The sequence below is a fragment of the Kineosporia succinea genome (assembly GCF_030811555.1).
Classification (GTDB): Bacteria; Actinomycetota; Actinomycetes; order Actinomycetales; family Kineosporiaceae; genus Kineosporia; species Kineosporia succinea.
Genome location: NZ_JAUSQZ010000001.1, coordinates 720,653 through 743,425 on the forward strand (window position 1 = coordinate 720,653; position 22,773 = coordinate 743,425).

The following is a 22,773-nucleotide window of genomic DNA, read 5'->3' on the forward strand; positions in this document are numbered from 1 at the left end:
TCACGACCGCAGGAGCCTTCAGTGAAGAAGCTGATCAACGCCCCCGAAGACGTCGTCGTCGAAGCCCTCAGGGGCATGGCGGCGGCTCACCCGCAGCACCTGCGCGTCGACACGGCCAACCGCATCGTCTACCGGGCCACACCGGCCGCGCCCGGCAAGGTCGCCCTGATCTCCGGTGGCGGTTCCGGCCACGAGCCCCTGCACGGCGGTTTCGTCGGCCCGGGCATGCTCGACGCCGCGATCGCCGGCGAGGTCTTCACCTCGCCCGTGCCCGACCAGGTGGTCGAGGCGACCCGGCGGGCCGACACCGGCGCCGGGGTCGTGCACATCGTCAAGAACTACACCGGCGACGTCATGAACTTCGAGATGGCCGCCGAGATCGCCGCCGCCGAGACCGGTGTCGAGGTGGTCTCGGTGATCACCGACGACGACGTCGCCGTGCAGGACTCGCTCTACACCGCCGGTCGTCGCGGCGTCGGCGTCACCGTGCTGGCCGAGAAGATCGCCGGGGCCGCCGCCGAGCAGGGGCGCCCGCTGCACGAGGTCGCCGACGTCGTGCGCAGGGTCAACGAGAACGGCCGCAGCATGGGCATGGCCCTCACCAGCTGCACCGTGCCCGCCGCCGGCCGACCCACGTTCGACCTGCCCGAGCACGAGATGGAGATCGGCGTCGGCATCCACGGCGAGCCGGGCCGCCGCCGGGTGCCGCTGGCCCCGGCGAAGGAGGTCGCGGCGATGCTTCTCGAGCCGATCCTCGAGGACCTCCGCACCGCCGTGGGAGACACGAAAGACGTCATCGCCTTCGTCAACGGCATGGGCGCCACCCCGCTGCTCGAGCTCTACCTGATGTACGGCGAGGTCTCGGCCCTGCTCGCGAAGGCCGGCGTGAACGTGGTGCGCTCGCTGGTCGGGCCCTACATCACCAGTCTCGACATGGCCGGTTGCTCGGTCACCCTGCTCAGGGTGGACGATGATCTGGTCCGTCTGTGGGATGCCCCGGTCAACACACCGGGACTGCGCTGGGGAGCCTGATGAGCGAGATCGTCGATGTCACCACCCTGAGGTCCTGGCTGATCCGGTTCGCCGGTGACGTCGAGGAGCACGCGGCCGAGCTGACCGAGCTGGACTCGGCCATCGGCGACGCCGATCACGGCTCGAACCTCGCACGGGGCATGAAGGCCGTGGTCAGCGTGCTGGCCGACGACTCGACCCCGCCCAGCATCGGCCCGATGCTCAAGCAGTCCGGCATGGCCCTGGTCAGCACCGTGGGCGGCGCGAGCGGCCCGCTGTACGGCACGTTCTTCCTGCGCATGGCCACCGCGGCGGGTGAGTGCGACGCTCTCGGCCCGGACTCGCTGGCCGCCGCCTTCCGGGCCGGGCTGGAGGGGGTCGTGGCCCGGGGCAAGGCCTCCGCCGGCGACAAGACGATGCTCGACGCGCTGATCCCGGCCGTCGACGCGTTCGAGGCCGCGCTCGGGGAGGGCAAGCCGTTCGGCGACGCGATCCGGGCCGCGGCCGACGCCGCCGAGGCCGGGCGCGACGCCACGACCGGGCTGCTCGCCCGCAAGGGCCGCGCCAGCTACCTGGGCGAACGCAGTGTGGGACACCAGGATCCGGGCGCGACCAGCACGGCCCTGCTGTTCCGGGCCGCCGCCACCACGATGATCGACGGCGAGGACGGCAAGTAACCCGACATGACGCAACCGGTCGGCACGGCTGAACAGGTGGGCGAGGCCGACCGGGTCGGCATCGTCGTGGTCTCGCACAGCCGTCCGCTGGCCCGGGCCGTGGTGGCCCTGGCCGGTGAGATGGCGCCCGGGGTCACGGTCGCGATCGCGGCCGGGCTCGACGAGGAGACGCTGGGCACCGACGCGGTCGCGATCTCCGAGGCGATCGCGTCGGTCGACGGCGAGGCCGGCGTTCTCGTGCTGATGGACCTGGGCAGTGCCGTGCTCTCGGCCGAGCTCGCGCTCGAGTTCGTCGAGGTCCCCGACCGGGTGCTGCTCTGCTCGGCCCCGCTCGTCGAGGGGCTGGTGGCGGCGGTGGTCACGGCCGCCTCCGGCGCCACCCGGGCCGAGGTCGCCGCCGAGGCGCGAAACGGCCTCGCGGGCAAGCAGAGTCAGCTGGGCGATCACGGGCGACCGCCGGACGACGCGTCGGTCTCGCCTGCCGCTGCGAACCCACCGGCCAGCTTCACCGTCACTCCGGCCCACGGCCTGCACGCCCGGCCCGCCGCGAGACTCGTGACGCTGCTGCGCGACCTGGACGCCGTCGTCGAGATCCGCAACGCCACCACCGGTTCCGCCTGGGTCCCGGCCACCAGCCTGTCCCGGGTCGCCACGCTGGGCCTGCTCAACGGCCACGAGATGCAGGCCCGGGCGAGCGGCCCGCAGGCCGGCGACGCTCTCGCCGCCATCGGCGCCCTGGCCGCCCGCACCTTCGACGAGACCACCGAAGACGTCGCCCCACCCGTGGTTCCCGGCGGCCCGATGCCCGCCTCCCCCGGCATCGCGATCGGTTCCGTGCGGCGACCCACCGCCTCCCCCGGCCTCGAGGCACCCGGGCTCCACGACGTCCTCACGCAGACCCCCGAACTCGAGAAGCGGGCCCTGACCGCCGCTCTCGAGACCGTGCGGGCGCGCATCACCGCCCTGAAGAGCCGCGTGGCGGCCACCGAGGCCGAGATCTTCGACGCGCACCTCACCCTGCTCGGCGACCCGGCCCTGCTGGACGAGGCGTCGGCCCGGGTCGACGACGGCGCGTCGGCCGCGCTCGCCTGGGCCACCGCCGCCCGGGAGACCGCCCGGCAGTTCGAGGGCCTCACCGACCCCTACCTGGCCGCCCGGGCCACCGACGTCCGCGCCGTCGGTGAGCAGGTGCTCGCCGAGCTCCTGCCCGCCGAACCGGCGGCCACCGGCCGGACCCCCCGGGCCGGTGGCGCCGGAACGATTCTCGTGGTCGCCGACCTCACCCCGGCCCAGGCCGCGGAACTCGACAGCGGCACCACCCACGGCGTCGTGACGGCGTTCGGCAGCCCGACCGGGCACGCCGCCATCCTGACCCGGGCCCGGGGCGTCCCGGCCGTGGTCGCCGCCGGCGCCGCCGTGCTCGACCTGCCCGAGGGCACCGTCGTGGCGCTCGACGGATCCACCGGCGAACTCGTGATCGACCCCGGGACCGCCGTGCAGCAGGCCTTCCGGAGCCGCGACCGCGAACGCCGGCAGGCCACCGAAACCGCTCTGCGGCACACCCACAGCCCCGCCGTCACCCGCGACGGCGTCCGCATCCTGGTCGCCGCCAACGCGTCCACCCCGGCCGAGGCCACCGCCGCCCGCGCCCGCGGCGCCGATCTGATCGGGCTGGTCCGCACCGAGTTCCTGTTCCTGGGCCGCGACACCGCGCCCGACCTCGACGAGCAGGAGGCGGCCTACCTCGACCTGGCCGACGCCTTCGGCGGCGAGCGCATCACCCTGCGCACCCTCGACGTCGGCGGTGACAAACCGCTGGGCTACCTGCCGATGCCGGCCGAGGCGAACCCGTTCCTCGGGGTGCGGGGGCTGCGGCTCGGGCTGCGCCGCCGTGACCTGCTGACCACCCAGCTGCGGGCGATCGTGCGCACCGCCCGGCAGACGCCGGTCAGCGTGATGTTCCCGATGGTGACCACGCTCGACGAGCTCCGCACCGCGAGAACCCTTCTGCACGAGGCCTGCGAGGGCACGGTCCCGGCCGGCCTGCGGGTGGGGATCATGGTCGAGGTGCCCGCCGCCGCCCTGAAGGCGGCCGCCTTCGCCCCGCACGTCGACTTCTTCAGCATCGGCACCAACGACCTCACCCAGTACACGCTGGCCGCCGAGCGCGGCAACGACGCGGTCGCGGCACTGGGCGATCCGTTCGACCCGGCCGTGCTGCAGCTCGTGCGGGCCACCGGCAACGGCGCCGCCGGCCAGGCCGAGGTGGCGGTGTGCGGGGAGTTCGCCGCCGACGTGCGGTCCGTGGCCCTGCTGGCCGGCCTGGGGGTGACGGAGCTGAGCGTGAACCCGCGCTCGGTGCCGGACATCAAGCACACGATCCGCCGCACCGACCTCGGCGAGGCCCGTGACCTGGCCGCTCGAGCACTGCTCCAGGCCTCCGCGGACCAGGTGCGCGACCTGCTCCCGCCCCCCGGTTGATCACCACATAGTCACCCCTCCCCGCCGGCCCCGTAATCTTGGGTTAACAACCGGCGAACTCTGTCGTACGCCTTTCTCGCACCCCTGGAACCGAACAACATTCGGGGTGAACCCTGTGGCCGTGACGACAGCAACGGTCATTCTCATCCTGGTCGTCGTGGTAGCTCTGGCCTTCGATTTCACCAACGGCTTCCACGACACGGCCAACGCCATGGCCACGTCCATCGCGACCGGCGCCCTGACCCCCAAGGTCGCCGTCGCGCTGTCCGGCGCCCTCAACCTGGTCGGCGCCTTCCTGTCCGTCGAGGTGGCCCTGACGGTGACCAACGCCGTCATCAAGATCCAGAACTCCGACGGCACCCCCAAACCCGAACTGCTCGACGGCGGCGGGTCCGACCTGCTGCTCATCGTGCTGGCGGGCCTCATCGGCGGGATCACCTGGAACCTGCTGACCTGGCTGCTCGGCCTGCCCTCCAGCTCCTCGCACGCCCTGTTCGGCGGCCTGATCGGCGCGGCCCTGGCCGGTCTGGGCACCAGCGGCGTGAACTGGAACGGTGACGGCTCCAAGATCGACGGCGTGGTGGGCAAGGTGATCCTGCCCGCACTGATGTCACCGATCATCGCCGGGGTCGTGGCCGCCGTCGGCACCTGGCTGGTCTACCGGATCACCGCCGGGGTGGCTCAGCGCTTCACCGAGAACGGTTTCCGCTGGGGCCAGATCGGTTCCGCCTCGCTGGTCTCGCTGGCCCACGGCACCAACGACGCGCAGAAGACGATGGGGGTCATCACCCTCGGCCTGATCGCGTCGGGCCACTGGACCGACCCGGAGAACATCCCGTTCTGGGTCAAGGCCGCCTGTGCGATCGCCATCGCCAGTGGCACCTACCTGGGTGGGTGGCGCATCATCCGCACCCTCGGCAAGGGCCTGGTCGAGATCGCCTCCCCGCAGGGCATGGCGGCCGAGGGCGCGTCCGGCGCCGTCATCCTGATCTCCAGCCACCTGGGCCTGGCCCTGTCCACCACGCACGTCGCGACCGGCTCGATCCTCGGCTCCGGCGTGGGCAAGCCGGGCGCGACCGTGCGCTGGCGGGTGGCCGGCCGGATGGTCGCGGCCTGGCTGATCACGCTGCCCGCGGCCGGTCTGGTCGGGGCGATCACCTGGTACGTCGCCGACCTCCTGGGCGGCGGGCTGCTCGGGGCGATCGTCATCACCGCGTTCCTGGCGGCGGCGGCCGCGTCCATGTACCTGCACTCGAAGAAGACGCCGATCCACCCGGGCAACGTCAACGACGAGTGGGACACCCCCGCCCAGCAGCCCACCGCAGCCTAGAAGGGCCTGACATGCACACGCTTTCCCTCGAGTGGCAGGCCATCTGGAAGATCTTCGTGGTCTCCGTGATTCTCGGTGCCGGCCTGCCCGCCCTCTTCGCCCTCGGCATCCGCGCGATGGCGTTCGGCACCGGCGGCGAGGCCGAGGAACACGCCGCCGGTGTCTCCCCCGCCCCGCACCCGGCCGGCCGGGCCCTGGCCTTCGTGATCTTCGCTCTCGTGCTGCTGGTCGTCGCGCTCGGCATCATGGTGATCGTGGCCGGCGGCTTCGGCAAAGAGGTCAGCTTCGACCACATCTACCCCGTGCTCGCTGACAAATAGGCCGAGTGAGGATCTGACATGAGTGACGAGATCTCCATCGTCAACCGGGTGGTGGACTGGCTGCGCGCTGGATATCCCGCCGGTGTGCCCCAGCAGGACTACGTGGTGCTGCTCGGCCTGCTGCGCCGCAAGCTGACCGAGGCCGAGGTGCATCAGATCTCCGCCGACCTGGCCATGCAGGCCGAGCTCGGCGCCGAGATCACCTCGGCCGACGTCGAGCAGCTGATCGGCGACGCCACGCTCGACACCGCCTCGCCGGAGGACATCTCCCGGGTCTCGGCCCGGCTCGCGGCGGGTGGCTGGCCGCTGGCCGACATCGAGAGCTGAGAGCATGCGTGGCTGATCCCGGGATCAGCCACGCACCGCCCAGCGCGGGTCCCGCCCGGTCAGCCCGAGCACCCGCTCGAACACCGGCGCCCCGGCCGGGACCTCGACCACCTCACCGAAAATGGCACTGCGCAGCGGCAGATCGCCGTCGGCCCCTTCCTGCGCCGACCAGAACGTGAGCAGCGCACCGGCCACGTCCGGATGCACCGTGAGCTCCTGCCCGGTGGCGACGGCCAGGTCCCAGCTGTGCACGACCACCTCGTCGAGCGCCACCAGGGCGCACACCTCCCCCGGCATCGCGACGCCCCCGACCGTGGTCACGCCCTGCCAGGCCGACGGGTCGGCCCAGGCGGCGGCCAGCGTGCCGAGCCGGCGCGGCAGCTCGTCGCGCCAGCCCTCGGGCAGCGCACCGGTGGGCTCGGGCGGGGGGCCTCCGACCGGCAGCGACTGCTTGGCCGCGCCGAGGGTGAAGGCGTACGACAGCCCGAGCAGGTGGTCGAGCACCTGCTCGACCGGCCACTTCCCGCACGGTGTCGGGCCTTCCAGGTCACGCACCCCCGGCAGCAGCCGGGCGGCCTCGGTGGTGGCGGGTGTGAAGTCGATCATGACGATCCTCCCCGGGAACGGAAACGTTCACCGCTAGGACGACCACCACGCCCTCAATTCATCGGTACTCACGACGACGGGCCGCGATCCCGGCCCAGCCGAGCGCGGCGGCCAGCACCCCCACCGCGAGCGTGATCCAGCCGACGAGCCGCAGGTCCTCGCCCGCCGTCCCCCAGGCGTCGTCGGCGGCCTGCACCTGCCGGGCCAGCAGGGCACCGCTGTAGGCGTCGAACGTCTCGAACGACCCGACCACCCCACCGGGCGCCGGGTTCGCCGTCATCGCGCGGGCCCGCGTCCAGTTGCCGGCCTCGGCCTGGTCGACCATCCGCTCGTGCACGCCGGTGTAGTAGCGCAGCTTGCCCGTCACGTCCGCGACGTCCGCGCGCACCTCCCGCGACTGACCGGCCGCCGCGTACTCCAGCATCGCGGTGGCGTTGTCGATCGAGCTGCGCCACTCCTTCTCGTCGTCCACCGTGGTGCGGTTCAGCACGCCCAGGGCCTCGGACGAGCGCGCGTCGAACGCCGAGAACCGGGCCTCGACCACGGCGTCGGCCACCCGCAGCGCGTGGTCCTCGGCCTCCTGCACCTGCTCCCGGCTGCTCGAGACCACCACCGTGCCCGCGATCGTCACCCCGATCAGCACCACGATCCCGCTCAGCAGGCCGAGATTCAGCAACCGGTGGGTGCGGCGCGTGAGCCACAGGTGCACGCCGATGATGACGAGCACGGCCAGGATCCCGACCAGCACGGCGACGACCGGTGCGGTGTCGGCGGCCGACTCGTCGTCGGCCAGCCGGTCCTGACCGGCCTTCTGCACCTCGGCCAGCAACGGCAGCACCCGGTCGTGCAGCGTCGTCGAGGCCTCGGTCAGCGCCGCGGTGGCCTCCGCGGTCCGCCCCTGCCGGGCCAGGGTGCGCGCGGTGGCCACCTGCATCACGTACCCGCTCAGCCGGTTGTTGGCGGTGGCCAGCCGGGCCGCGTCGGCGTCGGTGCGCGCCGCGGTCACCAGGCCCAGCAGCGCGGGCTGGGCGTCGTAGGCGAAGAGGCGGTTGCTGAAGAGCTCCGGGTCGGCCCCGGTGAGGACGTCGTTGCCGGCGTCGGTGTCGGCGATCACCAGGGTGGTGCGCGCGGTCTGGATCCGGACCTGCTGCCCGGCCTCGGCCCGGGCCTGCTCGAGCGCCCCGGCCCGGCGCGCCAGCCCTTGCCAGCCGCACACCCCGGCGAGCAGAGCCGTCCCCAGCACCAGAATCCCCGCTACTAGAAGGAGATTCGGTGTCGAGCGCCGGACCCGGCCCCGCCGGACCGAGCCGATGAGCCCACCGCCCTGCTGCTGGTGCATTTCCGCCGTCCTCGCCTCTTGGTCGTCACGACCAGCCAATCCAGGGCAGGGAAACAGCGGATGACGACGCGGCGGACGCGTCGCCAAGGCTGGGTAAAGCGGGCAGCGTTCGGCCATCCGTGGGAACTTCGACCCCCGACGTAACACCGCCCCCGCACGACAACGATTCCCCTACGCTCGCGTAGCCTACGAAAGCGCAGGTCAGCCCGTTTCCGGCGAGGGATTCCCCTCCGGTTGACCCGCCCGCCGGTCTGCCCGCACGCTGAGAACGTCTGGCCACGGAGCCAATCCACGCCTGTCAGGCGGTCTTTCTCCCCGCGCACCCGATGTTCGGGAAGTCTCCGCCGGATGGCCGGCGCATCACGTCGCACCGACCTCAGGCCTGCCGACCGACATCAGAGGGACACTCCTGTGTTTTTCGCTGCCTCGATCTTCTTCACCCTCAACGGCATCACGTTCGGGAGCTGGGCCGCGCGCGTCCCCGACATCGCGCGCCAGCTCCAGCTCACCCCCGCCTCGCTCGGCGCCGCCCTGTTCTGCATCTCGCTCGGGGCCCTCGCCAGCATGCAGGTAACCGGTTGTCTCTGTGCACGTTTCGGCTCCGGACGGGTGGGGCAGGTCGCGGTGCCGCTGTTCGCGGCCACCCTACCCCTTCCCGCACTGGCCGGTAACCTCGCCGAACTCAGCCTCGCGCTGCTGGTTTTCGGCATCGCCAGCGGAGCCGCCAACGTCGCCGCCAACAGCCTCGGCGTGGAGGTGGAGGCGCGGGCGAAACGGCCGATGATGTCCTCCCTGCACGCCGTCTTCAGCGTCGGCGGCCTGCTCGGCGCGACCGTCGGCGGGCTGCTCGCCGGGTTCACCCCCTCCACACTTCATCTTTCAAGCATTGCCGGGGCCTCGCTGCTGGCCTGCGTCTGGCTCACCCGGGTCATGGACAAGGTCGTCGGCCCGGCCCAGGAACGGCACGCGTTCCACCGCCGCGCCCGGCACGCCGTGCACGCCGGCCCGGCCGGGCCGCCGCGCATCACGGTGAACCTGCTCCCGTCCGACGCCGGTCCCACCATGCCCGGCGGGTTCTCCTCGCACACCGCCGTCATCGTGGCGCTCGGCGGGATCGCCGCCTGCACCGCGTTCGCCGAGGGCGCCCTGGGCGACTGGGGAGCTCTGCACCTGCGCGAGAACCTGCACGCCAACCCGGGTCTGGCCGCCGCCGGCTACGCCCTGTTCAGTCTGGCCATGGCCACCGGCCGGGTCGCCGGGCACCGGCTGGTCGCGCGCCTGGGCGACACCCGGGTGCTGATCGGCGGCACGCTGCTGGCGGCGGCGGGCACCCTGACCGCCTCGTTCGGCGCCACCCTGCCGATCGCGCTGAGCGGTTTCCTGATGGTGGGACTGGGTCTGGCCAACGTGTTCCCGCTGGCCATCGGCCGGGCCGGGATGATCAACGGCGCCCGGGGCGTGGGCCTGGCCGCGACCGTGGGCTACGTCGGCCCGCTGGCCGGGCCGCCCCTGATCGGCCTGGTCGCGGGCGAGGCCGGGCTGCGGACGGCGCTCAGCGCGGTCAGCGTGCTGGTGCTGGCGGCGGCGGTGCTCTCGGTGGTGGTCGCGGTGGAGACACCCTCGGCCCTCAGCGTGGCCGCCCGCCTGCGCTCCCGGCTCACCGGCCTGCGGCAGGGGCTGGGGCAGGGCCTGGGCCTGGGGCAGGGCCTGGCCGCCCGGCTCAGCGACACCGCGCACACCGTGGGCGCCGTGTCCCGCGAGCAGGCGACCGCGCTGCTGCCGAACCCCAAGGAGTCCACCCCGTGAGCCGGGTTAGCCTGGCTCGGTGGAAGGACGCGGGTTCGACGTCGTGGTGGTGGGTGCCGGAGCGGCCGGAGCACCGCTGGCGGCACGCCTCAGCGAAGACCCGTCGCGTCGCGTGCTCCTGCTCGAGGCCGGTCCCGACGCCCCCAGCACCGCCGCGTTCCCACCCGAGATTCTCGACGCCGGTGGGCTGTCCGCGGCCATGCCCGGACACCCGAACAACTGGGCCTTCCTCGCGCGGCTCACGCCCGACCTCAGCTACCTGGTGGCCCGCGGCAAGATCCTCGGCGGCTCCACTGCCGTCAACGGCACCTATTTCGTGCGGGCCCGGCGGGCCGACTTCGACGCCTGGGCCGCCGCCGGCCACACCGAGTGGACCTACGAGAAGTGCCTGCCCTACTACCTCCGGCTCGAGACCGACCACGACTACCCGGATTCGCCCGGGCACGGGCACGACGGCCCGGTGCCGGTGTCGAGAGCGCCGCAGAACCATCCGGTCACGCAGGCGTTCGCACAGGCCTGCGCCGAGCTCGGTTTCGTCCCCGAACCCGACAAGAACGCCGAGGGCACCCCGGGGTACGGCCCGCTGCCGGTCAACGCGCTCGACGGGGTGCGCATCAACACCGGCATCGCCTACGTGAACCCGCACCGGCGGCGGCCCAACCTCACCGTGCGCGGCGACACCCTGGTGCGGCGGGTCCTCTTCGACGGAACCCGGGCCGTCGGCGTCGAGGTCGAGACAGGCGGCCGGATCGAGGTGATCGACACCCCGCTGGTCGTGCTCAGCGCCGGGGCGATCAAGACCCCGCACCTGCTGGCCCTTTCCGGTGTCGGCCCGGCCGCGGAACTGGAAGACGCCGGGATCGATCTGGTTCACGACTCCCCCGGTGTCGGCAAGAACTTCGCCGACCATCCGGATCTCTCGGTGACCTGGACCCCCAGGCGCCGCCTGACCGCCCGCGGACAGCGCGAGATGTTCCACAGCGTCCTCAATTTCACCGCCGAGGGCTCACCGCACGACGGCGACCTGGAGATCCTGCCCCAGCTGCGCCCGCTCGCCGAGGCGCTCGGCCTGAGCACCGGCCCGCGGGGCCTGGCCCCCCTGCTGCGCCGTCCCGTGGCCGTGATCCGCGACCTGCGCGGCGTCTCCTGGAAAAGGCTGGTGCAGCAGGCTCTCACGCGCAACGACCTGGCGCTCTCGGTGGCGGTGCAGCAAGCCGCGTCGCGGGGCACGATCACCACCGTCTCGGCCGATCCGCACGTACCGCCGACGATCGACTACCACTACCTGAGCTCCCCCGAAGACCGGCAGCGCATGCGCGAGGTGGTGCGCACCGCGGTGGCCCTGCTGCGAACCCGGGCCTTCGAGAAGCTCTTCCGCCGTCTGAGCGAGCTGGACGACACGGTGCTGAACGACGACACGAAGCTGGACGCCTGGATGCTCGCGCACCTCGGCACCGCGATCCACGCCTGCGGCAGTTGCGCGATGGGGCCCGCGTCCACCCCCGACGCGGTGGTCGACCAGTACGGACGCGTGCACGGGGTGAGCGGCGTCCGGGTCGCGGACACGTCGATGCTGCCGGGCACCCCCTCGAGAGGGCCGGCCGCGACCGCGGTGATGATCGGCGAGCGGGTCGCCGATTTCGTCAAAGCAGGCTTTTAGGGCCTGTCCTGGGGATCAGCACCGGAGACGATCGGCCCGCAGTAGGTGATGGTCCTCAGGACAGGCCCCATCACCAGTTACGCAGGTCGAGCACATCGAAGGGCCCCTGGGGGTGCACCGGGTCGAGCACCACCACCTGGCGGCCCTCGCGCAGCGTGCGGTCGAGGTAGCGCCACAGCCCGAGCGACTTCAGCACCCCCTCCTCGATCGAGGAGATGCCGTACTCCGCGAACATGGCCGAGAGCCGGCCGTGCAGGTCGGGCGTCAGGCGCAGCGACAACTCGGTGACCTCGCCCGACCGCGTGAGCGTGATCGGGTCGTTCTCCGGGCCGGCCGTCTCACTGCCGAACACACTCGTCACTTCTGCCATTGACTTTCCCCCGTGTCTTGCGCTCACTGGTGACGCATCGACCCGTACATTACACAGCGTCACTCCATACTCACAGGAGTTCCACCGCAAGCCGCAGGGGGAAACGGCGCAATGTCAGAGAGCACGCAGGCCGGCGACCGGCTCGAGTTCACGCGGATGCCGCACCAGCGCGCGGCCACGTCGGTGCGGGAATTACGTGACCTGCCCGAACCGCGGCCGCGCAAGACCGACTGGATGGTGCTGTGGCCGTACAGCCACTGCCTCCCGCTGGATTCGCACTACTGCTGTGTGCATGCCCACCCGCACGACTGAGGCGCTTTTCATGATGGACGCGTCGGGGCACCTCACACGACGAACGGCGCGACTCGCGGGGGTTGTGTGGGTGGGGATGGACGCGCGCCTCGCCCATCCCCACCCGGCTCAGGGACATTCGTTCAGGCCGTGATCATGCACAGAGCCCCCGGCGACCGGCTCACCCCGCAGCGCCCGTAGATCGCCGGGAGCCTTGTCCACGATCATGACCTCTCTCTTTCCCTGTACGTCGATGGGCCGGCCGTTCGTCGAGGACCGGCCTTCATCAGGAAGGCGGGTCACGGGCCGCGCACCCGGCGGAGGGATGCGTGCGGGGGGATGTGGTCCGCGTGCGACCAGGCATCGCGGCCCGTGACCACCTGTGATTCGGGCACGTGCTGTCGAACAACCACCTCCGTCTCATGACTCGCCACGTGACCTTCCAGAAACTCCCCGATCGGGACCCCGTGAACCGATCGGGAAGTTTCTGCAGGGCCACGGGGACCTCTGCGCGTCTTCCCGGGCCTTGCGAAGAGGGAGACCCAGGCGGCGGCACCATCGGACCGCCGCCCCACCCTCTGTGAACCCGCCCCGCTCCGTACCGTTCGCTGCCGGACACCGGGCTCGACGGCGTCCTTCGTTCTGGTTCCTAGGTGAGCCGGCGACTGGAGACGAGTTCCGGGTCGCCCTCCCGCCGGTCGGCCAGGCCGCCGGTGTTCAGCCACCCGGAGACCCAGGCCCGCAGCAGCTCCGAGGCCGGGCACCGGCGCAGCCGGCCACAGGTGTGGCACCGCCCCGCCGCGTCGACCGGATGCGCGTCGAGCACGAACGTGAGGGCCTCCACCGTGTGCCGCATCCGGCGCCGGGCCACCGCCCGGGTCTCGTCGCCCTCCGACCTCACCTGGCCGCCCGGACCCACGAGAGTCCGGTCCAGCTCGGCGAGTTCGGTGCGCAGCTGAGCTCTCAGCTCCGCCGCCGAGGTTCCTTCCTGTCTCGGGATCACACTCATCGCATGATCACCGACCGGAGCGTTTCGACCGCCTGGTCGTCCACGAAGTACGCCGCCTCCTCGTCGATGGTGAGCCCCAGTCGACCGTCGTGGTCGTAGAGCACGATGTCGTCCTGGATCAGACGACGGCCTGACGGACGCCACAACCAGTCCGCGAACGGGCCCCGGTGCAGCACCGCCAGCGTCCGGTCGCCCGCCCAGAGAATGACGAGGTCGTCCATGACCGCCGCGGTGACGGCGACCCCGGTGTTGTAACCCCGTCCATTGACGAGCGGGAGCTCGACCCGGCCGGTCCGGAGCGTCGAAATGATCCCGGAACACGGCCAAATGGCCCCGCACGCCTCACAAAACCCACCGTCATCACGATGAAGACTGATGGTGGGCTCGACCCGACGCGGGACGCGGCGGCGCCGAGGTACTGCCACATTGCGACTGCGCGTATCGGACATGTCACCCAAGGTGGCGAACGGGGCATGTTCTGTGCAACCCTGCATCTCACAGGCAACTGAATGCAGGGTTTGCCATGCAGGCAATGCCGCACAGGGGCCACGGGGATGGGTTTAAAAGCAGGCTGACACCGAGGGGATGCGGTTATGGCCACGGAAGCAGGGAAGCACGAACGACCACCCTCTCTGGCCCAGCGACGAGTGGGCCAGAGGCTGAAACAGATGCGGGAGCGGGCGGGTAAGACCCAGGAAGACGCCGCAACTGCACTCTTGGTGCATCACACCAAGATTTATCGCATCGAATCCGGTCGCACACTCGCGAAGCCCGGGGACATCCGGGAATTGTCTCGTATTTACGACATTCCAGACATGCAGGCCGAGGAGCTCATCCACCTCAGCCGAAGTGCCCTGAAACCGGGCATTGTGGACAGTTATCGGGATGTCGTTTCGGGAGATCTCGGACTTCTCGCCGATCTGGAGGCGGCCTGTACTCAAATGGCCGCCTGGGACGGCGACGTGGTTCACGGACTTCTTCAGACGCCGGCTTATGCCTATGCGATTCTCGGAACCGTGAGCGGTCTTAGTGACCAGGTTCGACGAAAGCGTCTTGATTTCCGTTTAGAACGTCAGCGCGTGCTAATGTCCAGTGATCCCGCGTGTGACATCAGAATTGTCCTCGGGGAGGCCGCATTGAAGTACGTCGTCGGCTCGGACGACGTGATGCGGGATCAGATCGATCACCTCCGAGATCTGAGCAGTCAGATCGACATTCGAATCCGCCCGTTCTCCGAGGGGCCTCACCCATGGATCGCGGGCGGTGTTTTCACCATGCTGGACTTTCCCGACCCGGCGGATCCCGCCGTGGTCTACACGGAGAGCCACTTGGACTCGCGCTACATGGAGACAGCGCGCGAACTGGCCGAGTACAGGAAGATTTTCGGCGAACTGTACGGCAAGTCCGTCCCAGTGAAGGAGTTCGTGACATGAGCACCACCCCCGACCCGACGCAGTGGATCAAGGCCCGCCGATCCAGCGCGACCGGCTCATGCGTCGAAATGCGGCAGCACCAGGCCGCTGTCGAGGTCCGCGACACGAAACAGCACGGCCGGGGCCCGACCCTGCGCCTGGCGCCGGCGGGATTCTCCGCCTGGGTCAGCAGCGCCAAGTCCGGCGAACTGGACCACCTGGTTCACTGATCACGCAGCGGAATCGCCTGGAGTCCCAGCGCGACCGGTGGCAGAACGCCGAAACAGCACGGTTCAGCTCGGGGTCGAGGAGCTGACCAGCACGCGGTGCCCGGCCGGGGATCCGGCCGGGCACTTCGCGTCCTCCTCCCGTCCCGAGCACACGACGACAGGGTTATCCCCCTACTCACCCGTCAGTACCGGCGGAGGAGTAGTCTGTCCGAGCAATCCGGAGCCCATCTGGATCCGTCGGTCGGGAGGGAACGACCATGGATGAGACAGAGGTCCGCACGCTGGCTCTCGGTTTACCCGAGACGCGCGAGCAGCCCCACTTCACCATGACGTCATTCCGTGTGCGGGGCAGCATCTTCGCCACGATGACACCAGAACGCGATCAGCTGCACGTGTTCGTCCCCGAGGACGACGTGCACGATGCCGTATCCGAATCCGCCGAGACCTGTGAAGAGCTCTGGTGGGGGCAGAAACTCGACGGCGTGAAGGTGACGCTGGAGGGCGCCGATCCCGGCCTGGTCAACACTCTTCTGATCGCGGCCTGGCGGCAGAAGGCCCCGAAGAAGCTCGTGGCCGACTGGCTGGAGAACACCTCGGCGTAATGGCCCGGTCACGACTTGTTCGTGCCGGTTTGCCCTTACGTCACCACCGCGTCGAACCACGTTCGCACAGAACGAGTTTCCGGCGCGGCGTCACCCGGATGCGGCCCGTCCCTCTAGACTCAACACAGAGGGCGGCTGCATACGGGGGTTGTGAGCCATGACCGAGAACGACGATGCCCGACGCTGGGTGTTCGCACGGGGAAGCGCCGGGGTCGACGAGATCCAGGCGGTGGTCGACGAGGTGCTCGAGGAGTCGCTGCGCACGCGGCAGCGGCCACCGGTGCCGCGGCAGGCGGGGCCCGAGCCGCAGCAGATGCTCGACCTGACCGAGCTCGAGCCGCGCGTGGTCGATCTCGAGCGCACGATCCGGGTCAGCGCCAGCGGTCAGGGCAATGCGCCCGACGCCACCGAGATCATCATCGAGATCGGCAAGGGCCTGGCGGTCAAGTTCGCCTGGGAGCTCTGGATCAGCCAGATCTGGCCGCGGCTGACCGGCAAGGCCGACGACGCGATCGGCCCGCGCCGCGACGGCCGGCACTCGCGCCGCACGTGACGCCCCCGTCCCGGCGCACGGTGCGCCGGGTGGACGCGCCCGATCCGGACCGGCTCGTCGAGAGCATCCGGGCGCGCGGTGTCGTGCTCGACCGCTGGCACGACCGGCTCGGTGAGCTGCTCGAGGTGCGCGGTCAGGACGCCGAGTGCCGGGCGCTGCTCGCCACCCTGCAGTACGCCGCCCGGCCGCCCCGGCACCGGTCGGGCGCCCCGGCCGATCTGCTCACCCGGCTGCGCGACGCCCTGAGCCACCAGATCGACCTGATCGTGCGGGCCGCCGCGCTCGACGTCGCGAGCGCGCAGTTCTACCGCGGGCTGCAGGCCGACCTGTCCGGCATCTCGCCCGAGGCGCCCGGCGACCCGATCGGGGTGCTGCTGCAACGGGTGGCCGACCAGGTGCACGCGTTCTACGAGCACGCGCTCGGTGAGCTGCCCGACAGCGCCTGGCCCGCGGTGAGCTGGCAGCTGGCGCCGCTGCGCGACCATCCGCTGCGGGTGAGTCCCGACGCCGATCCGTACACGGCCGAGGGCTGCACGGTGGTGCTGGCCCCCGACGAGACGCTGGTGAAACTGCGTGCGGTGGCCGGGTATTTCGGTCCCGAGGCCTACCTGTCGCTGCCGCAGATCCTCGTGCACGAGTTCTTCGCCCACGTGCCCACGCGTCCGCGCGAGAACCACGACATCGGTGTCTTCACCGAGGGCCTGATGGACTGGGCCGCCCTGGTGCTGTTCGAGACCACGTTCACCGGCCCGTCCCTGCATCACGGGCAGCACCTGCACGATCTCCGTAAAGACCATCCGGGCCTGGTGCGCAGACGTCACACTGACGAGGGGGATGTCGCGTTCCCCACCCGGGCGACCGGGCACCTGATGGCGCAGCGGGTCGTGGACTGGTGGGCGGGCCAGAACAGCGGTCTCGACCTGACCGGCATCCGGTTGCGGCTGGCCGGGCTGGCCGCCCGGCTGAACGTGTACGACGGGGGTCTGAGCATGGCCGAGAAAGACGTCTTCGTGACCGCCATGACTCCCGGCAACCCGGCGATGGCGCAGGCCCTGCGTCATTACCTGCACCATCCCGACGGTCCGCTCGAGCCCCTGCTCGCGGCCGCGGGGGTCAGTCGCACCGGCGACACCAACTCGAAGGAACCAGCATGACCACCCATCAGAACAAGCCGTCCGGTCTGGTCGCCACCCCGGCGCCCTCCCCCGGCGCGCCGGACTCCGCCCCGGTGCGCCGGCCGCGGGGGGCCGGGCGGGGCCGGGCCCCCGACCCCGGGGTGGAGGTGAGGTTCGACCCCCGCCTGGAGCTGGCCGAGCACCTGCTGCGCCGCAGTCTCGAGGAGGAGCGGGCCGACCGGCCGTCACTGCTCAGGCAGGTGCGTAACCTGCTCGTCGACGCCCGCAACGACGCCACGCCGGCCTGCCCGGGCGTCCCGGCCCCCCGTCCGGGCGAGCCCGCCGTCGTGGCCGGGCCGGCTCTGCTGGACCTCGACGAGCAGCTGCTGCACCTGGCCGACGACCAGGCGACCCACCGGGCCCGCCGCATCATGCACGCCCGTCAGCTGCTGCACGACGTGCGGGTGGAGTCCGAGCGCACCCGCTGGCACGACGAGTCCCGGCTACGGCTGCTGGGCGAGATCCTCAACCGTCTGGAACACGCCCCGGTCTGAGTCGTCGAGCACGATCACCCGGCGGCGATCGCCCTCGCGACAGCGCTTGTCCCGGTACATGGCCCGGTCGGCGTCGCGCATCAGGGTGTCCACCGCGGTGGGCTGCTCGGCCCAGGCCAGGCCCACGCTCACCCCGATCCGCACCGGGATCCCGGGCTCGTCCAGGCGGAACTCCTCGCCCAGCGAATCCTGCACGGCCCGCGCCCGCGCGACCGCGGCCGCGGGTGAGGGCATCTCGCGCAGCACGGCCACGAACTCGTCGCCGCCCATCCGGGCCAGCACCGCGTCCGGGCCCAGCGCCCCGGCGAAACGGGCTGCGGCACAGGCCAGCAGCTCGTCACCGACGCCGTGCCCGTGCGAGTCGTTGACGGCCTTGAAACCGTCGAGGTCGAGGAACATCAGGGCGACGCCGCGCCCGGGCCGGGCCTGGGCGCTCGCCGCGCGGGCCACCGGTTCCAGGCCGCGGCGGCTGAGCAGACCGGTGAGCGAGTCGTGGGCGGCGGCGTGCTGCAGCTCCTCGTGCCGCCGCCGCTGTTCCTGCACCAGCGCCGCGCGGGTCGAGGCGGAGCGCCGGGCCAGGGCCACGCCGCGCACCAGCACGACCCCGCCGACCGTCACCAGCACCACGGCCAGATGGTCGCTGGGCACCGGGCCGATGACGCTCGAGACCCAGCCGTGGTGCACGGCGACCTGGGAGGCCGCCGTGCCCAGGAACATCGCGGCCAGGCCGGTCAGGGCGGTGCGGGTGGACGCGTCGCGCTGCGCCACCTCCATCGCCAGGGCCCCGATCACGACCGGGTAGATGCTCGGCAGCTCGGTGGTGGTCATCGCGATCCAGACCGCGGCCGAGGTCAGCACCAGGCTCGGGGCGTGCGAGCGCCCGGGGCGGGCCAGACGGTCCTGCACCGGCGCGGTGTAGAGCACGAAGCAGGCGCCCCAGGCGAGCAGCAGCGCCGGGAGCGGGCTCTGGTGCAGGTCGAGGGTGCGCAGCGCGGCCCAGGCGGCGAGGGTGACGGCCAGCTCGGCCGCCACGACGAGCGCGGCCCGGCGCACGGAGTCCGGCACGACCGTCATCGGCTGGTTGAGGAGCATGACCCTTCCAGGACTGGGTGATAACGCCTAAGTATTGGCGCAGTCACCGAGCGTCCTGACGTAAACCACCCATTTGGCCCAACCCAAACGGCCGGAACGGACAGTCTTCGCGCTCCGGACCCCGGTCAATCTAGGGAATCAGGACGATCTTTCCGCGGGTGTGCCGCCGTTCGAGGTCGCGGAAGGCGTCGGCCACCTTCTCGAGCGGGTAGGTCGCGGCGACGAGCAGGTTCAGGTCGCGCGTGGCCACCCGGTCGGCGACGTCGGCGAGCACCTCCTGGCTGGTGGCCCCGGCCGAGCCCTCGGCCTTCACCCCGAGCCGGGCCGCCGCCTCGAACGAGATCACCGTCTCGATGCGGTGCCGCGGGATGCCCAGCTCCACGGCCAGTTCCACGTACTCGGGGCCGAACAGGTCGATGAACGCGTCGATGCCGTCGGCGCCCGCGGCCTCGCGCAGCCGCCCGGCCAGTCCGTCGCCGTACTCGACGAGGACCACGCCCAGCCCTTCCAGCCACTCGCGGTTGGCCTGCGAGGCGATGCCGAGCACCCGCACACCCCGGGCGCGCAGCATCTGCACGACCAGGCTGCCGACTCCCCCGGCAGCGGCCGAGACGGCGACGGTGTCACCGGCGATGGGCGTGACCGCGCGCACGGCGGCGTAGGCGGTGACCCCCGCGACGTACAGCGCCCCGGCCTCTTCCCAGCCCAGCGCGGCCGGTTTCGGGATCAGCTGCCCCGCGGGCACGACCACGTGCGAGGCCTGGCTGGAGCGGGCCCCCGACCAGCCGAGCACCTCCTCGCCGACCTGGGGGTCTTCCACCCCGTCGCCGACCGCGAGCACCACACCGGCCAGGTCGCTGCCCTGGCCGGACGGGAAGGTGGCGGGGAAGAGGTCTTTCGTCGCCCCGCTGCGGATGGCGATCTCGCCCGGGTTGATGCCCGCGGCCCGGACCTCGACGAGCACCTCGCCCGGCCCGGGGGCGGTCAGGGGCAGCTCCTCGACGTTCAGGACGCCGGCGTCGCCGTACTCATGGAACCGGACAGCCCGGTAGGTCTGCGGAATGGCCACGTGTCGCTCCTCGTTCGCGTCGGCGCTGCGCAACCACGCCGCAACCCTTTCGGCCCGGGGGATATTCCGGTGGGTGCGACAGACCCCGCCCACCCGGGCACGCCCCCGGCCGGTGGAAGGTTGTCATGGGAGCAGCGCCCGTTCCGGGGATCCGGGAACGGCGTGTGGCCGGTCCCCGCCCACCCGGGGCACGCACCCGGCCTGCTGAGGGTTGTCACGGGGGCGGTGCGGAACCAGCGCGCCGGCCGCGCCTCACATCAGGGCGGCCGTCAGCCGGCAGACGTTGTCCACGTAGCGGCGCCGCCAGGGTTCCTGGAGCCACTCCTCGAGCGTCAGCTCCCGCGAGACGGCGCGGTACTGCTCGTCGTTCGCCTGCAGCTTCGACACCAGGTCGCCGCCGAAGCCGAGCAGCATCACCTCGTAGGTCAGGGTGAACGAGCGGAAGTCCATGTTCGACGAGCCGATCACCGCGACCTCGTCGTCGACCGTCAGGTACTTGGCGTGCAGTACCGCGGGGGCCGGGTAGAGGTAGATGTGCACCCCGGCCTCGAGCAGCGTCCGGTAGTAGGAGCGCTGGGCGTGCCCGACGAGGAACTGGTCGGCCTGCTCCCCCACGAACAGCTCCACCCGCACCCCGCGGTAGGAGGCGGTGGTGATGGCGGCCAGCAGCGATTCGTCGGGCACGAAGTACGGGCTGGTGATCGCGATCTTCTCGTGCGCCATGTGGATGAGCGACACGAACAGCCGCAGGTTCGGCTCGGTCGGGAACCCCGGCCCGGACGGCACGATCTGCAGCGCGTTCTCGCCCGGGTCGACCGGGTCCTGCACCGGGCGCCGGGCCTGCACCAGTTCGCCGGTCTCGATGAACCAGTCGGTCGCGAACACCGCCTCGACGGCCGCGACCACCTCACCGCTGACCTCCAGCGAGAGGTCGTGCCACTTGCGGCCGATCCGGGCGTTGTTCGCACTGCCGTAGTGCGGGTCGATCAGGTTGTGCGACCCGACGAAGGCGACCTCACCGTCCACCATCAGCAGTTTGCGGTGGTTGCGCAGATCGGGACGGCGCCAGCGGCCCTCGAGCGGATTGATCGGCATCATCAGGTGCCAGTCGATCCCGGCCTCGGTCAGACGCCGGCGGAACCCCTTCCAGTCCGGGTACTTCCGGGAGCCCAGGTGGTCCATCAGCAGCCGCACGGTGACGCCGCGGGCCACCGCCTTCTGCAGCGCCGAGAAGAACACGTCGGTCGTGTCGTCCCAGGCCATGATGTAGAACTCGACGTTCACGTAGCGCTCGGCGCGGTCCACGGCGGCCGCCATCGCGGCGTACGTCTCGGCCGCGTCGTCGTGCAGTCCCCGCACCCGGCCGTCCACGCAGGGCATGCCGGTGAGCTGCCGGTTCTGGTGCAGCAGGCCGGTCAGCGCGGGCGAGGGACTCACCCCCTCGGGGACCAGCGGCAGGTGGGCCGAGCGCCCGGCCAGGATGTGGTTGGCCTGCGCCTGGATGCGGTAGCGCCGCCCGTGCACGTACGGACTGCCGATCAGCCAGTACAGCGGCAGCCCGACGACCGGCAGGAACAGGATGAGCAGGAGCCACGCGGACGACGAGGCGGGCCGCCGGTTCTCCGGCACCGTGCCGACCGCGAAGAACTTGATGACGTACTCACCGACCAGGTAGGTGGTCGTCAGCACCTGTTCCCAGCCCATGGGGGCGAAGCCTAGGGGCAGGTCGATCATGGGGACCGGAGTCCGCGGAATCTGGATCGCCAGGGCGAATAGCGCATGATCACGATGAAAGTATGGCGTGACCTCCTCTCTCAGAACGCAGTGGGCTCGAATCCCTCGGGCGACTCGGTGCTCCCCACGGCCCACAGGCCCACCGTGAGGGCGAACGCGTCCTCCAGGAGGGCCGCCTGCCAGTCCGGCATCCGGGCCCCGGCCCACTCCCGCCATGCGTGCCCACCCCAGGTACCGGCAACGGCACCGACGGACGCGCCGATCACCGGCAGGACGACGTTGCGGTTACGCCGGTGGGCCAGGGTGACCGCTCCGGTCACCGCCGCACCGATGCGCGACGCGGCGACCGGACCCCGGGTCCGGTCCGGGGCGCCGGGCAGCTTGTCCCCCACCAGCTCACCGGCCGTGGTGGCCAGGGCGATCACCTTCGACGCCCGCGACCCGGCGCCCCGCAGCGTGGGCGCCGCCAGTCCCAACGAACTGCGGCAGCCACTCGCGACCCCCAGGGCGACCGACCGGAGAACGAGAGCCACCCCGGCGGGCTCCACGTCGTCCTCCATGGTGCGGGTGGCCCGCAGAACCGCCGCGACCGCGATGCCGTAGCCCAGGTGGGGCACCGCGTCGGCGATCCAGTCGCGGGCCGTCCACGACCGGGGCGTGGTCAGGCCGAGCAGCGCTGTCGGCCCCTCGGTGGCGACGAGGGCTCCCGCCCCGATCGCCACCGCCTCGACCGGAGCCGGCAGGCGCACCCCGGCCGAGCGCGCGACGGACGCGGCCACCCCGACGGCGAGGCCGCCGGCCGTGCCGGCGAGGGCGCCGAGCGCACTCACCCGGTTGGAGCGCTCATGGCGTGACCCCGGCACCGGCAGGTCGAGCGAATCCGAAAGTCGTTCGACGGCACGGGCCGGGAGGGCACTGGCGTCCCGGCCGCGCACGGCCATGTCGGCATGAGTGATGGCGTTCAGCACGGCGGTGCCGGCCGCTCCGGCCAGCAGGCCGCGGCTCACGATGGAGGTCATGCACTCACCGTCACGTTCCGAAACACGCTCGGCAAGCCGAAACCCACCCGACACGGTGCCGTGATCATGCAGGCCACAACGCACTTGCCATTCCGGGGCCGTTCATCTCGTGCCCGCGTGCCGGTGTCGCGAGTTCTGACAGAATGCACGGACCTGGTTCATCCGC

The 22,773-nt window shown here is 71.4% G+C and carries 24 protein-coding genes; 15 read left to right on the plus strand and 9 right to left on the minus strand.

The features are described from left to right. Positions 1–21: 21 nt before the first annotated feature. From dhaK to J2S57_RS03175, 6 genes are all read left to right on the plus strand, one after another. A complete protein-coding gene (gene dhaK / locus J2S57_RS03150; RefSeq protein ID WP_307238071.1) occupies positions 22–1,032 on the plus strand; it encodes a dihydroxyacetone kinase subunit DhaK in 1,011 nt (336 codons plus the stop codon). Beyond that, entirely contained in the window at positions 1,032–1,688 is a 657-nt protein-coding gene (dhaL, locus tag J2S57_RS03155; RefSeq protein ID WP_307238073.1) for a dihydroxyacetone kinase subunit DhaL, read from the plus strand. The genes dhaK and dhaL overlap by 1 nt, the downstream gene beginning before the upstream one ends. Positions 1,689–1,694: 6 nt before the next feature. Continuing rightward, complete coding sequence (gene ptsP, locus J2S57_RS03160) at positions 1,695–4,169, plus strand: phosphoenolpyruvate--protein phosphotransferase (protein ID WP_307238075.1); 2,475 nt, start codon at positions 1,695–1,697, stop codon at positions 4,167–4,169. 121 nt (positions 4,170–4,290) lie between these two features. Beyond that, positions 4,291–5,499, plus strand: coding sequence for an inorganic phosphate transporter (locus J2S57_RS03165; protein ID WP_307238077.1), 1,209 nt, complete (start codon positions 4,291–4,293; stop codon positions 5,497–5,499). Positions 5,500–5,510: 11 nt separating this feature from the next. Beyond that, positions 5,511–5,819, plus strand: coding sequence for a hypothetical protein (locus J2S57_RS03170; RefSeq protein WP_307238080.1), 309 nt, complete (start codon positions 5,511–5,513; stop codon positions 5,817–5,819). A gap of 18 nt (positions 5,820–5,837) precedes the next feature. Beyond that, a complete protein-coding gene (locus J2S57_RS03175) occupies positions 5,838–6,146 on the plus strand; it encodes a DUF3349 domain-containing protein (protein ID WP_307238082.1) in 309 nt (102 codons plus the stop codon). Between the two features lie 24 nt (positions 6,147–6,170). Here J2S57_RS03175 and J2S57_RS03180 read toward each other — a convergent pair whose 3' ends face one another. Further along, positions 6,171–6,752, minus strand: coding sequence for a TIGR03086 family metal-binding protein (locus tag J2S57_RS03180; RefSeq protein WP_307238084.1), 582 nt, complete (start codon positions 6,750–6,752; stop codon positions 6,171–6,173). Positions 6,753–6,810: 58 nt separating this feature from the next. Next, positions 6,811–8,091 carry a GlnX family signal transduction membrane protein gene (locus J2S57_RS03185; RefSeq protein ID WP_307238086.1) on the minus strand — a complete coding sequence of 427 codons (1,281 nt, stop codon included), beginning with the start codon at positions 8,089–8,091 and terminating at the stop codon, positions 6,811–6,813. Between the two features lie 411 nt (positions 8,092–8,502). Between J2S57_RS03185 and J2S57_RS03190 the strand changes: the two genes are divergently transcribed. Both J2S57_RS03190 and J2S57_RS03195 read left to right on the plus strand, forming a co-directional pair. After that, on the plus strand, positions 8,503–9,897 hold the full coding sequence (locus J2S57_RS03190) for an MFS transporter (RefSeq protein WP_307238088.1): 1,395 nt from the start codon (positions 8,503–8,505) through the stop codon (positions 9,895–9,897). A gap of 19 nt (positions 9,898–9,916) precedes the next feature. Further along, positions 9,917–11,557 (plus strand): GMC family oxidoreductase, encoded by a 1,641-nt coding sequence (locus tag J2S57_RS03195; protein WP_307238090.1) that lies wholly within the window; start codon positions 9,917–9,919, stop codon positions 11,555–11,557. A 70-nt stretch (positions 11,558–11,627) separates the two neighbouring features. On the opposite strand, the gene J2S57_RS03200 is transcribed toward J2S57_RS03195, so the two are convergent. After that, entirely contained in the window at positions 11,628–11,927 is a 300-nt protein-coding gene (locus tag J2S57_RS03200) for a hypothetical protein (protein WP_307238092.1), read from the minus strand. Between the two features lie 111 nt (positions 11,928–12,038). On the opposite strand from J2S57_RS03200, the gene J2S57_RS03205 reads away from it, so the two are divergent. After that, a complete protein-coding gene (locus tag J2S57_RS03205; RefSeq protein ID WP_307238094.1) occupies positions 12,039–12,239 on the plus strand; it encodes a hypothetical protein in 201 nt (66 codons plus the stop codon). Between the two features lie 628 nt (positions 12,240–12,867). On the opposite strand, the gene J2S57_RS03210 is transcribed toward J2S57_RS03205, so the two are convergent. Then, positions 12,868–13,227 carry a hypothetical protein gene (locus J2S57_RS03210; RefSeq protein ID WP_307238096.1) on the minus strand — a complete coding sequence of 120 codons (360 nt, stop codon included), beginning with the start codon at positions 13,225–13,227 and terminating at the stop codon, positions 12,868–12,870. Beyond that, complete coding sequence (locus J2S57_RS03215; protein WP_307238098.1) at positions 13,224–13,448, minus strand: hypothetical protein; 225 nt, start codon at positions 13,446–13,448, stop codon at positions 13,224–13,226. Before J2S57_RS03215 ends, J2S57_RS03210 begins: the two co-directional genes overlap by 4 nt. 372 nt (positions 13,449–13,820) lie before the next feature. Here J2S57_RS03215 and J2S57_RS03220 point away from each other — a divergent pair, with 372 nt between their 5' ends. The 6 genes from J2S57_RS03220 to J2S57_RS03245 all read left to right on the plus strand — a co-directional run bounded on the left by J2S57_RS03220 (position 13,821) and on the right by J2S57_RS03245 (position 17,693). Next, positions 13,821–14,660, plus strand: a complete 840-nt coding sequence (locus J2S57_RS03220) for a helix-turn-helix domain-containing protein (protein WP_307238100.1) — start codon at positions 13,821–13,823, stop codon at positions 14,658–14,660. Next, the gene (locus J2S57_RS03225; protein ID WP_307238102.1) at positions 14,657–14,869 is read left to right on the plus strand and encodes a DUF397 domain-containing protein; all 213 of its coding nucleotides are present in this window, start codon (positions 14,657–14,659) and stop codon (positions 14,867–14,869) included. Before J2S57_RS03220 ends, J2S57_RS03225 begins: the two co-directional genes overlap by 4 nt. 257 nt (positions 14,870–15,126) lie before the next feature. After that, positions 15,127–15,471, plus strand: a complete 345-nt coding sequence (locus J2S57_RS03230; protein ID WP_307238104.1) for an MmcQ/YjbR family DNA-binding protein — start codon at positions 15,127–15,129, stop codon at positions 15,469–15,471. Positions 15,472–15,628: 157 nt separating this feature from the next. Next, the gene (locus J2S57_RS03235) at positions 15,629–16,024 is read left to right on the plus strand and encodes a hypothetical protein (protein WP_307238106.1); all 396 of its coding nucleotides are present in this window, start codon (positions 15,629–15,631) and stop codon (positions 16,022–16,024) included. Further along, entirely contained in the window at positions 16,021–17,178 is a 1,158-nt protein-coding gene (locus tag J2S57_RS03240) for a hypothetical protein (protein ID WP_307238108.1), read from the plus strand. Before J2S57_RS03235 ends, J2S57_RS03240 begins: the two co-directional genes overlap by 4 nt. Continuing rightward, complete coding sequence (locus tag J2S57_RS03245; RefSeq protein WP_307238110.1) at positions 17,175–17,693, plus strand: hypothetical protein; 519 nt, start codon at positions 17,175–17,177, stop codon at positions 17,691–17,693. The genes J2S57_RS03240 and J2S57_RS03245 overlap by 4 nt, the downstream gene beginning before the upstream one ends. Here J2S57_RS03245 and J2S57_RS03250 read toward each other — a convergent pair. The 4 genes from J2S57_RS03250 to J2S57_RS03265 all read right to left on the minus strand — a co-directional run bounded on the left by J2S57_RS03250 (position 17,643) and on the right by J2S57_RS03265 (position 22,607). Further along, positions 17,643–18,785: a GGDEF domain-containing protein gene (locus J2S57_RS03250; protein WP_307238112.1), complete on the minus strand. Its 1,143-nt coding sequence runs from the start codon at positions 18,783–18,785 to the stop codon at positions 17,643–17,645. The genes J2S57_RS03245 and J2S57_RS03250 overlap by 51 nt on opposite strands. Before the next feature lie 130 nt (positions 18,786–18,915). Next, positions 18,916–19,848: an NADP-dependent oxidoreductase gene (locus tag J2S57_RS03255; protein WP_370882559.1), complete on the minus strand. Its 933-nt coding sequence runs from the start codon at positions 19,846–19,848 to the stop codon at positions 18,916–18,918. A gap of 258 nt (positions 19,849–20,106) precedes the next feature. Further along, positions 20,107–21,558, minus strand: a complete 1,452-nt coding sequence (cls, locus tag J2S57_RS03260; protein WP_307238116.1) for a cardiolipin synthase — start codon at positions 21,556–21,558, stop codon at positions 20,107–20,109. A 110-nt stretch (positions 21,559–21,668) separates the two neighbouring features. Further along, positions 21,669–22,607, minus strand: a complete 939-nt coding sequence (locus J2S57_RS03265) for a hypothetical protein (protein ID WP_307238118.1) — start codon at positions 22,605–22,607, stop codon at positions 21,669–21,671. Positions 22,608–22,773: the final 166 nt, after the last annotated feature.